Origin of the sequence: Cohnella sp. OV330, from assembly GCF_900112065.1 — a bacterium.
Lineage (GTDB): Bacteria > Bacillota > Bacilli > Paenibacillales > Paenibacillaceae > Cohnella.
On sequence record NZ_FOKE01000015.1, the window covers coordinates 89,631 to 102,119 of the forward strand.

Sequence of the window (12,489 nt, forward strand, 5' to 3'; positions counted from 1 at the left end):
CCTTCACCAGGCCATGCTGCCGACGATCGCGTCGATCAGCTGCCCCAGCGTCACGTCGAGCTTGGTCCGTTTGCGCGCGGGCGCTTCGGCCTTCAGATAATTGTCGTAGCGGCTATGGTCGAGCACGATGTCGAGCATCGGGTCGACAACCACGTAAGTTAGCGGCGACGCCGACTGCAAGCGGATCTGAATGTGGCTCTGGATGCCGTCCCAGGTCTTGCGGACGGTCTTGCCGTCCTTGAAGCCGAACTGCACCGTCGCCGCCTGCGGGCTGCCCTGGGTCCTCGTGAGCAGGACGATGGACTGATAGCCGCCCTCGCCGTCCGGTTCCGTGCGGATGGAGGCGACCGCGAAGTCGGCCGATTCCCCGCGGTAGACATAGGACTGGAAGAAGTCTTTCCAGTCGTCCTTGGTGACGGCTTCGACCACGCGCTGGAAGCTTTGGCTGTCGGGGTGCTTGAAGCGGTATTTTTGAAAATAAGTCCGCATGATCTTCGACATCGTTTTTTCCCCGGTCTTGGACTCGATCGCCTTGAGCACGAGCTTGCCGCGAATATACACGTTTTCCGCGTAGGCATCCGAACCGCCGTAATCCCATGCGTCGAGCTTGAGCGGCATCGGGTTCGTCATGTAGAGCGACTCGATCGGCGTACGGGCCGAGACGCCGTAGATGGCGGCCATGAGCTTATCCTCGGTGTAGGACGTAAAGGCTTCGTCCAGCCAGGCTTCCTCGAACTCGTTGGAGGCGACGATGCCGTACCAGTACTGGTGCGCGATCTCGTGCACGAGCGTGCGCTCGAGCTCGTAGCCCGGGTTGTCGTCCTTCGCTGCCGCGCCGGTGACGAGCGTCGGATATTCCATGCCGCCCGCGCCTTCCGCGTCGGCCGGAGGGATGACGACGGAGAGCGTCGTATACGGGTAGTCGCCGTACCATTCGCCGAGCTTGGCCAGCGCGGACTTGGCGGCGTGCATGTAGCGGTCCTGCTGCTTCGCGTGCAGCGGGTCGAGGTACAGCTTGATCCGTACGCCAGGCACGCCGGCCGAGGAGAACGAGTCCTCCGATGTCACGAAATCCGGGGAGGCGGACCAGGAGAAGTCATGCACGTCCTCGGCGTAAAATTGATACGTTTTGCGGCCGTCCTTGACGACCGGCTGCTTGTACTGAAACCCGGTCGCCGCCACGATGCGGTCCTCGGGCACGTCGATCTTCACGCCGTAAACGCCGAAATCCGAGTAGAACTCCGAATTGCCGTGGTACTGATGGAGATCCCAGCCCTCCGAGGCGCGTCCGCGGACGCCGTTCGTCTCGTAGGCGGCGACCTTCGGGAACCATTGGCCGGCCATGACGAAGTCTCCCGCTTGCCCCATGCGGGCGAATACCTGCGGCAGCTTGACGGCGAACTTCATGCGGACGGTGACGCTCTGCCCGGGCGCGACGGCCTTCGGCAGGCGAAAGGAGACCAACGTCCGGTCCTGCGCGTTGCCATCGTCAGGCTGGACGTAGCGAAGGCGCGGCAGCAGCGTCTCGCCGTCCTCGGTCGTCAGCTCGGTCAGCTCCATGCCGCCGTCCTTGCCCGGCGTCATCTTCACGCCGCGGAGCTGGCCGTTCGATTCGTCCAGGAACGTGCTGCCGGGCGCGAACGCGTTCGGATACAAGTGCAAGTACAGATCCGTCACGGGCTTGCGTCCGGGGTTTTTCCAAGTCACCGTCTCGGCGCCTTCCAGTTGGCCGCCGTCCAGGAGCTTGACCGAGATGTCGTAATCGACGATCCGGTTGCTGAGCGCGACGGACGCCTGCGGCGCCGGAACTGGAGACGGCTGGGACTGCGGCGCCGCGGCCGCGCTGTGCTGCCCGTCGGAAGCGCCTGTGCCGGCGGGCTCAACGGCTGCGGGGTTTGCTGCAGGGGCGCCGGCCGAATCGCCGGACTCCCGGGAGGCGGCGGTCAGCGGGTCCTGTGCGGCATAGGCGGGCAGGGTGAACTGAGATTGCCAGGCGGCATCGAATCCGAAGCTGGCCGAGCCGAGCAGCACGGCGGCGGAGACGGCGAGCGCGGCGATGCGATAGATGGGGCGTTGGGGCATGACGGTAACCCTCCCGTTGACAAGCGTCTAGCAGATGTATATGTGGGTTGTCCGCGGATTATATCTTTGTCCCAAACAAATGAAATTCGCCTGCCGCCCGAGGCTCGAGACCGTGCATGCGAAGGACAAGCCGGTCTATCCGGTTGTTCCGCCACATAGAATGGGTACAACTATAATAGAAGGAGGGATGGTCATGAACCCCATTCATCGCACGCTCCGTCTGATCGCGGCAGGCACGGCTGCCGCCGCGTTCGCGGGAATCCCATCCATAGCTTTCGCCGGGCCTCCCTTGGCCGGCGGCGTATCCGACGGCGGGACGTTGCCGATCGCGCGCACGGAAACCGTATATACGAATCACGATCCCGCGTTGGCCGAGGCGCTGAATCTCAGGGAGGGGATCGATATCCAAGCCGATCTGGACGCAGCGGGACGTCCGATCCGATGGCGCGTATTGACGGACGGCACGCTCCGGTTCGCCTTCATGCAGGCTGCCGAGATCGATTACTTGAAGAAGCCCGAGGTCAAGTTCAAGGACGTCACCGGCGACGGCGTGCCGGAGCTGCTCGTCTACCGCAAGGCGGCGAAGGCCGAAGCAGGGACGGGGCTTAGTGTCTACGACGGCGCGAAAGGATTCAGGCTGTCGTTCGACGTGACGGATCCGGCCTTCACGATCGCGGATCTGGCGCAGCGTTACGAGCTGAAGGGAACCGCTGGCGGAGGCGTCAGGCTGACCGATCCGGCTAGCGGGCTCAGCGGCGTTATCCCGGACGTTTCCGCGAAGGGAGCGGCCGTGGATCCGGCGACTTCCTACGAGATCGCATCCGGGGAGATCGTCGCGGTGCAGCGCGTCTCCGGCGAGTCGGGGGGCGGACGGAGGGCCATCGGCTGGCTGCGAACGACCTATACGTACCGCTACGGCGCGTTCGTGCCCGAGCATGCGACGCTCGCGGACGCGATCGGCAAGCCGGTCGCGCAGAAGAATCTGCTGGAGTCGGAAGGACCGACGACGCCAAGCGACGATATCTAAGGAACGGAAGCCGCTTGCCGCGGAAGATGCGGCGGGCGGCTTTTTGGCGCGCGGGCGAGCCGGGTAGATCGCATGTCTGGAGGAGGGGGCGCCGCGTGGTGCTTTTTGCCCTGCTTTTCGATAAAATAAAGATTAGCGAAGAGGATGGAGGATGAGTCGTGGACACGAACGCGAACGAACAGCAGCCCAAGCCGGAGAAAAAGAAGCTGGCGCTGAATGTAGTGAGCAGTAAAGAACATAAAGGCTTTGGCGCGGGGACCATCGATCTGAGCCAAGTATCGCCCGTCATCATCGACGGCGGCGAGGCCTATATCGATGTAGGCGCGATGCATGCGAAGAGCAAAGTGGAGAAGGGCATCAAGTTCTCGCCGGAAAAAGAAAACGTCCCGAACGGCCGCCAGGTGTGGATCGTCTGGGTCGCCGTCGACCGCGACGAGCGGGGCAGCTTCTACGGGGGCGCGACGGCCTGCGAGATGCTGATCGATACCGAAGCGCGGCGCGGCTGGAAGGTGCTGGCCGAGCACGTGAACCTCATGGACCGCGCGATCAAGCGCAAGTTCATGCTCGAGGAGCTTGGCGACGAGGACAAGGCGGCGCTCCGCCGGCTGCTGCAATCGCACAACTACGAGTGGTGGGACCGCTCGCCGGAGGATCTGAAGGACCAGCTAGCTTAATCATCGCCGCTGCATAAAAAAACTGCCTAGGTCGCCGAAGAATTTTCCGAGCGAGCCGGGGCAGTTTTTTCATATTTGATTCGTTTGTTGTGCAAGACCGCATCGTCTTATTTTCCGGGATGGACGACCCATGCGCTCGATCGAGATCGCGCCGCCGTCTCATTGCGTGAATTAGTCAGCTCTTCCACCATCCGCGTATCTTGCTCCAGAGCGACTGCGGCCCGCCGCCGTCCTTGGCCGCGGATTCGGGATCTTCGCCGCAGGTGCCGGTCGGCTCCGTGCCGGCCAGAAACGCCGCGCGCACGCGCGTCGGACAGGCTGCGGAGGCGAGCAGTCCCGATGCGGGATCGATGTCCGTCGAGACGACGCCCTCCGGCACCGCGAAGGCGTGCGGCGCCACGCCGGCCAGCGCGGCCTCCGTATACTCGGCGAAGATAGGGGCAGCCCGGTGCGCTTCGCTAGAGGTGATCGCGCGTCCTTTGTCATAGCCGACCCAGACGGAGGTGACCAGGTCCGGCGTGTAGCCGACAAACCAGGCGTCGGAGCTCGTCGTGCCCGACTTGCCTGCCGTCGGCCGGTGCAGCAGATGGGCGACGCGCCGGGCGGTGCCGCCAGGCTCGAACACGCTGCCCAGCAGGTCGGTCAGCACGTAGGAGAGCGCGGGCGATACGATCTGCTCCGCTTTCGGACGCGCTTCGTACAACGTGTGCCCGGCGCTGTCCGCGATCCGCAGGATGGCCGTCGGCTCCCGCTTCACGCCGCCCGCGGCGAACACCGCATAAGCCGACGCCATCTCGTACGGGCTCACCGGGAACGTGCCGAGCGCGAGAGACGGCACGGCGTCAATCTTGGCGGCGATGCCGAGCTTGCGCGCCATCGCGATGACCGTCTCGGGACCGGTCTTCATAAGCGTCTGAACCGCGAATATATTGTCCGAGGTGCCGATGGCCTGCCGCAGCCCGATGTCCGCGCCGAAGTATCGGTCGTTGTAGTTGCTGGGGCGGTACACCTTGCGATAGTCGTCATAATAGAAGACGGTCGGTTCGCTGCGGAAAGTCGTCGCGGCGGTAACCGCGCGGCTCTCAAGCGCAGCCGCATAGACGACCGCCTTGAAGGAGGAGCCCGGCTGGCGCGTGGCGGCGAAGACGCGATTGTACGGATTGTCCACGTAATGGCGGCCGCCGACCATCGCCTTAATATATCCCGTCGACGGATCGATCGAGACGAGCGCGGCTTGCAGCTGGCTGTTCTTGGGCATCTGCTTCTCGACGGCCGCCTCCGCCTCGCGCTGCATCCGGCTGTCGAGCGTCGTATAGATCTGCAGTCCGCCTTCGTTCAGGAGCCGCTCCTCGATGCCGAGCTTGCTTGCCGCCAGCTTCCGCACGTAGTCGGCGAAGTACGGCGCGCTCTGTCCGCGATTGTCCGGCATCGGCCGGACGACGATCTTCTCGGCGAGCGCCTGCCGCCGCTGCCGCGCATCGATCGCGCCGCTGTTCTCCATCGACTGCAGCACGATGCGCTGCCTTTGGAGCGCCTGAGGCAGCCGCGTATAAGGCGAATAGTAGCGCGGTCCCTTCGGGATGCCGGCGAGCAGGGCGCTCTCCGCCAGGCTGAGGGAGGCGGCCGGCTTGCCGAAGTAGAGCTGCGCCGCCGCCTCGGCGCCGTAGACGCCGTTCCCGTAATAAATTTGATTCAGGTACATCTCGAGAATTTTGTCCTTGCTGTACTTGCGCTCCAACATGGCCGCGTACCAGGCTTCCTTGGCTTTGCGGGTCCACGTGCGTTCGTGGCTCAAATACAGGTTGCGGGCGAGCTGCTGCGTCAGCGTGCTGGCCCCTTGCTCGCGGGACAGATGGCGCGCGTCGACCCAGGCGGCCCTGGCGAGTCCGCGCAGATCGACCCCCGAGTGCGAGTAGAACCGGCGGTCCTCTACCGCCAGCGTCGCCTTCGTCAGCCAAGGCGAGATGTCGCGCAGCGCCACCGTCCTGCGGTTGACGCCGCCTTGCAGAGAGGACAGCACCTGGCCGTCCATGTCGAGTATGCGCGTCGACTGGGGCAGCTCGGCCATCGGCAGGCTGCCGAACCGGAGCGCCAGCTCGGCCGCGGCGACGGCGCCTGCGAGCAGCAGAAGGGCGATGCCCAGCGCCATCCGCCATTTGAATCCGCGGCCTCTGCCGCCGTCCGCTCGCTCCGGGCGTTCCTGGCGCGCAGGCGCCTCGGCGCGCGCGGAGGCGCCTCCGGCTTCATGGCCGGCCGCCCTTCTTTCCGAGTGCATATCCAATTCGAACCCTCCTTGCGCCGTCTGCGAATTTTGCGCGCTTCGCGCCGAGCGATTCTTTTCATCGTCTGACACAGGTCGACGTTTAACGTGACATTCCGAACACACTCACCCCTTATTATGGAAAAGTCGGCTTTCTCTTATTCCAGCCCCGTCCAAATCCGCATTGCTTTTTGCGCACGATCCCCTATAATACAACTTGTTTAGTCGAATCCGACAGGAAAGAAGGGATCCCATGTCCTCCATGGAATTGTGGTACACCGAAAAGCAGACCGAAAACTTCGGCATCACGGCGAAGATCAAGCAAACATACGTACACGAGCAAACCGACTTTCAAGAACTGGCCATGATCGAGACGGAAGAGTGGGGCAACATGCTGGTGCTGGACGGCATGGTCATGACGACCGTCAAGGACGAGTTCGTTTACCATGAGATGGTCGCGCATCCCGCGCTGTTCACGCATCCGAATCCGGAGCAGGTGCTGGTCGTCGGCGGCGGCGACGGCGGCGTCATCCGCGAAGTGCTGAAGCATCCGAAGGTGAAAAAAGCGGTCCTCGTCGACATCGACGGCAAGGTCATCGAATACTCCAAGCAGTATCTGCCTTCGATCGCCGGCAAGCTCGAAGACCCGCGGGTCGACGTACAGGTGAACGACGGCTTCAAGCATATTCTCGATCATAAAAACACGTACGACGTCATCCTGGCGGATACGACCGAGCCGGTCGGCCCCGCGGCGCATCTGTTCACGCGCGGCTTCTACCAGGGCATCTACGAGTCGCTGAAGGAAGAGGGCCTGTTCGTCGCCCAGACGGACAACCCTTGGTTCAAGGCGGAGCTGATCCAAAGCGTGAACCGCGACGTCAAGGAAGTGTTCCCGATCGTACGCGTCTTCACGGCGAACATCCCGACGTACCCGAGCGGCCTGTGGACGTTCACGATGGGCAGCAAAAAGCACGATCCGCTCCAAGTCGACGCATCCAAGCTGCCGGAGCTGGACACGAAGTACTACACGCCTCGCCTGCATCACGCAGCCTTCGCGCTGCCGAAGTTCGTCGAGGATCTGACCAAGTAATCCGGTACCGCCTATATGAGCTGGCGCCCAACTCCTTAAGGGGTTGGGTTTTTTGCATGTTTAAAACCTTGATTGCGTCATAAACACTAACATTATTCATTGGTTCAGTTGAAAATATTCGGAAAAACGAGGAAATTCGTCGATTTTAATGTTATTATTACTCACATAATACATATAAAAGGGGTGGGCGGGATGTTCGACTGGCTCGGCTTCAAAAAGGGACTTCCGTTATGGTGGTCGTACAGGCTGAACAAGCGGTTGAAACGCGATATCGAGGAGATCTTCGAAGGGATCGCGGAGACGCGAATGCAGCTTCTGAAGGACTGGACGACGGATTATTGGCGTCACCTGGACCGGCTGCTGGAGCAGCTTCGATCGCAGGAGGGCGGCCTGGCGCATTCGGGCGGCGGGGTTGCCCGCGAGACGATAGAAAAGCTGATCGGTTCGGCGTATACGCGCGCGATCGACTTTACCGAGATTTTTCTGACCGATGCCGCGGGGACGGTCGTTTATTCGACGCATCTTTCCCACGAGGGGCGGATTTACGGAAGCGGCGCGGGTTTCTCGGCGGGCATGGACTATGCGAAAGGCGGCGGCGCCGGCGCGCGTCCCTGCCTGTTCGGCCCTTACCCCGATTCGATGACGGAGGAGATCGGAGCCCGTTCGTCCGCGTTTCACGACAAGATGACCTTGCTCTTCATTCTGCCGCTCGCAGAGAGCGGGGCTTGGAAGGGCGCGCTGTGCGGAAGAGTGCCGAACGACGTCATCGGAGATCTCATCCAGCGCGAATCCGGCCATGTTTATCCCGACTCCGGAGACAACTACCTGTTCATGGCGAAGCCTTCGCTCAATATGCATATCGCGCCCGGCACCGCGCTGTCGCGCAGCCGGTTCGAGGATAGAACCTTCACGCACGGCGAAAACCTGAGGGACGGCGTCGCCACCGACTGGGGCGTCGTATCCGTCAAAGAGCACACCGAGCTCGAGCTCATGTTCACCGATCCGGCCACCGGGCAACTCCATCCGGGCGTCGCCAGCACGATTCGCAACGGCAGCAACCTGTTCGTCGAGTTTCCCGGCTACTCGGACTACCGTCACATTCCCGTCATCGGCAAAGGCGTGACCTTCGAGCTTCCGCACTGTCCGGATCGTTGGGGCATGATGTGCGAAGGCGATCTGGAGGAGGTGTACCGGATTCGCAGTGTGTCGTCGCGACTCGTGAAGCCGCTGTGGATGGGCGTTATCGGGTTTTCCGCGGTATCGGCGGCGCTCGTCGGGTTTCTCGCATCCGAGGCGTCTCCCGTATGGACCGCCGTCTGCGAGCTGGCGCTGTCGCTGGCCGCGGGCGGAGCGGGCCTCGCGCTGGTCCAGCGGAGGAGCGATCGCCGCGTGTCCGAACCGCTGCGGAGCCTGAGCAAGTTTATCCGGATCAATGCCGAAGGCAAGGGCGACCTGACGCAGCGGATACGAACGTCGGATTACGACGACGACGAGATCCGAGACTTGGCGAAGTGGATCAATAATATGATCGATTCGCTTGAGGGCATCATGCTGCAGGTGCGTCTTGCCGCGTCGGACGTATCCAGCAGCCAGCGGCTCATGTACGAGACCGCCGCTTCCACGGCCGGCTCGACGGAGCGGGTCAGCGAGCGTATCCACGACATGATTCGCAGCCTCCGCCGGCAGCTGAAGGATATCGACGTCGCCAAGGACGTGGCCGGCGAGATGCGGGAGACGCTGGCCAAGCTGGAGCGGAAGGCCGCGGTGCAGATCGAAGTCGCGCAGGGCGAGGTCGAGCGGATCGGCGGCAAAATGTCGCAAATCTCGGACCGCGTCGCGCAGACGAACGGCACGATCCGGCTGTTCATGGATACGGCGGGCGAGATCCGCAGCGTGCTGGCCGTCATCGAGGAGATCTCGGCGCAGACCAATCTGCTCGCGCTGAACGCCTCCATCGAGGCGGCGCGCGTCGGCGAGCACGGCCGCGGCTTCGCCGTCGTCGCCGGCGAGATTCGTAAGCTGGCCGATTCCACGCGGCGTTCGACGGAAGAAGTCCACGCCATCGTAGCCCAAATATACGACCACGCGAAGCTGGCCTCCGCCTCGATGGAAGAGGGCACGCGCGTGGTCGAGGAGGGCGCCGAGCTCGTCGCTGCCGCGTCCGATACGTTAGTCGCCGTTAAGTCGGAGGACGCAATGAAGACGCAGGCCGTGGACGAAGTCGTCGCCTTGATGGAGAAGATCGCCGACGTCAGCAAGGAGAACCGCGCCATCTCGGCCGAAGTCGAGACCAAGGTGCAGGCGCTGCTCGGCGAGATCGTCGGCGTCCGGCATACGTCGCACAGCGTCGAAGGCATTACCGCGTTCCTTCGGCAACTGGTCGGGCAGTTCCAACTGACGGAGACGCGGGTTCGCTAAGCGATGGAGAGATATGGTTTGTCAAGCAAAAGCCCGGGCGGGAGCGTCGTAAGACGTATCGCGTTCCGGGCTTCTTCGTTGGAGTGCCGCAGTGTGCGGCCAGAGATAAGTGCAATTGGGCGCTAACGTGACCGCCAAGCGCGGCCTGAGGCCAGAGATAAGCGCTTTTGGGCGCTAACGCAGCCTCCGCAACGCTCGGGAAGGGGACGATAAGCGCCAAAAGGCATTAACGCTAACTCCGCTACACACCGGACTGGGCCGATAAGCGCAAAAGGGCGCTAACATCGGCTGCGAGGTCACGTTCTTAGCAAATTGGCGCCGCCAGGCGAGGCTTCGCCGACCTCGATTTACATTCGCTCCGGCGCGGCGATGCCCAGCAGCTTCAAGCCGCGTCCCAGCAGATGGCCGACCGCCGCCGACAATCGCAAGCGCGCCTGCGTGCCTGCCGCGTCGTCCGGCTGGATCACCTTGCCGTCGTGATAGAAGCGGTTGAAGTCGCGCGCCAGTTCCAGCAGGAAACGCGCCACGGCCGACGGCTCGTTGTCTCGAACCACCTCGCTCACGGCGGCGCTCCACTGGGTGAGCCGTTTGGCGCAAACCCAAGCGGCATCCGCCATATCGACGCCCTCGTCCGCTGCAAGGGGCGCAGCGGATACGCCGTCCTGCCCGTTCTGCGGCTCAAAGCCGCCCTTGCGCAGCAAGCTGGCGATCCTCGCGTGCGTATACTGCACGTAAGGCCCTGTCTCGCCGTCGAAGCTGACGACTTCTTCCAGCTTAAAGTCCACGGACAGCTGCCTGCGGTTTTTCAGATCGCCGAACACGACCGCGCCGATGCCGACGTCTTCGGCGACCTCGTCCGCGTTCGGCAGATCCGGGCTCTTGGCCGCGATGATCTCGCGCGCTCTGCGCACCGCTTCGTCCAGCACCTCGTCCAGGAAGACGACCTTCCCCCTGCGGGTGGACATCTTCTTGCCCTCCACGGTCATCAGCCCGAACGGCACATGCTCGCAGTCTCCCGTCCACGGTTCTCCCATTTTCCCCAGCACGCCGAACACCTGCTTGAAATGCAGTTGCTGCTCGGCGCCGACGACGTACAGCAGACGGTCCGCCTTCATGACATGCTTGCGGTATATCGCGGTCGCGAGGTCGCGGACCGGATAGATCGTGGCGCCGTCTTTCTTGAGAATCAGGCAAGGCGGCAGCCCTTCCTCGTCTAGCCTGACGACGAGCGCGCCGTCGCTCTCCTCGAGCAGCCCCTGCGCGCGCAGGCGGTCCAGGACGGGCGCCAGCTTGTCGTTGTAGAAACTCTCGCCGAGCACTTCGTCGAACCGGACGCCGAGCCGCGCGTAGACGCGCTCGAACTCGTTCATGCTCGCTTGGACGAAAAAGCGCCAGAGCGCCGTCGTCTCCTCGTCCCCTTGCTCGAGCCGCAGAAAGGCTTCCCTTGCCTCGTCCTCCAGTGTCGGATGTTCCGCCGCCTCCTCGTGGAATCGGACGTACAGCTGCAGGCTCTCCCCGATCGGATCGGCTTCGAGCGCCGATTTGCCGCCCCATCGGCGGTAGGCGACGATGAGCTTGCCGAACTGGGTGCCCCAATCGCCGAGGTGATTGACGGTCGTTACGGCGTGCCCGGTCTCTCTGTAAAGGTTGGCCAGCGCATTGCCGATCATCGTGGAGCGCAGGTGGCCGACGCCGAGCGGCTTGGCGATGTTGGGCGAGGACATGTCGATGACGACATGTCGGCCGCGGCCCTCGTCGCTGCTCCCGAAGCCGGGTTCGAGAGCGGCGTCGACGATCCGGCCCAGCCAGGCGGCGGGATCGAAAAACAGGTTGACGTACCCGCCAGCAGCCACGGCTCGGACGCCATGAGCGGCGGCGACTGCATCGGCGAGCTCCGCGGCGATCGCGGCCGGCGGGCGGCGAAGCTGCTTCGCCAGGACGAAGCAAGGGAATGCGACGTCGCCGAGGCGCGGCTCCGGAGGCGTCTCGAGCCGGCGCAGCAGCGCCTCCTTTTCTAACGGTACGTGGGGTTGCAGCAGCGCTGCGGCTTGTTCCAACAGCATGTCGATGTCCTCCTTCGCTTAGATCCGAGCGCATCAATCCACAACGCATCGATCCGAACGCATCAATCCGAACGCAAAAAACCTCCGTCTCATCAAGAGACGGAGGTGTGTCCGCGGTACCACTCTTATAGCGCCCATGCAGATAGACTGCGCTAGACGCCGCTCGAACGGATAACGGCCGCAAGGCCGGATCGCCCTACGTGCCGGACTTGCGGCTTGGCGCCGCGCCGGTTCGGGCGACCGACTCCCGGGTCCGCTTCCCGAAGATCCCGCCGTGCCGGTTCCCACCTCTCCGGCTCTCTGGTACGGCTATGCGATCCGGTACTCTCCCGTTCATCGTCGATCGGATATTGGCACATATCATAGCATGCGGGGGCGGCGGGGGCAAGAGGGGCAAGCGCCCTCCGTCGTTGAATTCAAAGGGCGTTGTGTATATAGTAATAACAGACAATCGGACAGACGGGAGCGGATCGGAATGCCGGACTACAGGCGCGTGACGGTCGTGTTCCGCAGCCGGCAGGGCGGCGAATCCGGCGAATGGGCGGAGGAGCGGCTGACGGGCCAGTGGTTCCGGATGGCGACGGGCTGGGTGCTGCGGTGCCCGGACGCGATGACGGTATCCGTCCTGAAGGGCGACGTGCGCGTCGTGCGGCAGGGGGAGATCGGCGTCGAGCAGACGTTTCGCCTGGGCGCGGCGACGCCGGGCGCGGTGCGCTTGCCGCAGGGCTCGATGGCCGTGGAGGCGTTCACGCACGAGCTGTCGGCGGACTTGACGGATGCCGGCGGCACGCTGTCCTGGCGCTACGATATGCGCAGCGAGGATCAGGAGATGGGCCGGTTCGAGATCGGACTGGATATACGGGAGGAATAGGGTC

At 63.4% G+C, this 12,489-nt stretch carries 8 protein-coding genes; 5 read left to right on the forward strand and 3 right to left on the reverse strand.

The annotated features are described in order from the left end of the window. Positions 1-3 precede the first annotated feature (3 nt). Positions 4-2,082: a M1 family metallopeptidase gene (locus BM235_RS28415; protein WP_090117645.1), complete on the reverse strand. Its 2,079-nt coding sequence runs from the start codon at positions 2,080-2,082 to the stop codon at positions 4-6. A gap of 193 nt (positions 2,083-2,275) precedes the next feature. Between BM235_RS28415 and BM235_RS28420 the strand changes: the two genes are divergently transcribed. Both BM235_RS28420 and BM235_RS28425 read left to right on the forward strand, forming a co-directional pair. Then, positions 2,276-3,109 (forward strand): hypothetical protein, encoded by an 834-nt coding sequence (locus BM235_RS28420; RefSeq protein WP_090117646.1) that lies wholly within the window; start codon positions 2,276-2,278, stop codon positions 3,107-3,109. A 158-nt stretch (positions 3,110-3,267) separates the two neighbouring features. Further along, a complete protein-coding gene (locus BM235_RS28425) occupies positions 3,268-3,783 on the forward strand; it encodes a YwhD family protein (RefSeq protein ID WP_090117647.1) in 516 nt (171 codons plus the stop codon). A gap of 175 nt (positions 3,784-3,958) precedes the next feature. Here BM235_RS28425 and BM235_RS28430 read toward each other — a convergent pair whose 3' ends face one another. After that, the gene (locus BM235_RS28430) at positions 3,959-6,058 is read right to left on the reverse strand and encodes a transglycosylase domain-containing protein (RefSeq protein WP_090117677.1); all 2,100 of its coding nucleotides are present in this window, start codon (positions 6,056-6,058) and stop codon (positions 3,959-3,961) included. A gap of 247 nt (positions 6,059-6,305) precedes the next feature. Between BM235_RS28430 and speE the strand changes: the two genes are divergently transcribed. After that, a complete protein-coding gene (gene speE, locus BM235_RS28435) occupies positions 6,306-7,133 on the forward strand; it encodes a polyamine aminopropyltransferase (RefSeq protein WP_090117678.1) in 828 nt (275 codons plus the stop codon). Positions 7,134-7,325: 192 nt separating this feature from the next. After that, positions 7,326-9,551, forward strand: coding sequence for a methyl-accepting chemotaxis protein (locus tag BM235_RS28440; RefSeq protein ID WP_090117648.1), 2,226 nt, complete (start codon positions 7,326-7,328; stop codon positions 9,549-9,551). A gap of 347 nt (positions 9,552-9,898) precedes the next feature. Here the strand turns inward: BM235_RS28440 and argS are convergent, their stop codons facing one another. Then, positions 9,899-11,614 carry an arginine--tRNA ligase gene (gene argS, locus BM235_RS28445; RefSeq protein WP_090117649.1) on the reverse strand — a complete coding sequence of 572 codons (1,716 nt, stop codon included), beginning with the start codon at positions 11,612-11,614 and terminating at the stop codon, positions 9,899-9,901. Between the two features lie 475 nt (positions 11,615-12,089). Between argS and BM235_RS28450 the strand changes: the two genes are divergently transcribed. Continuing rightward, positions 12,090-12,485 (forward strand): YwiB family protein, encoded by a 396-nt coding sequence (locus BM235_RS28450; RefSeq protein WP_158543960.1) that lies wholly within the window; start codon positions 12,090-12,092, stop codon positions 12,483-12,485. Positions 12,486-12,489: the final 4 nt, after the last annotated feature.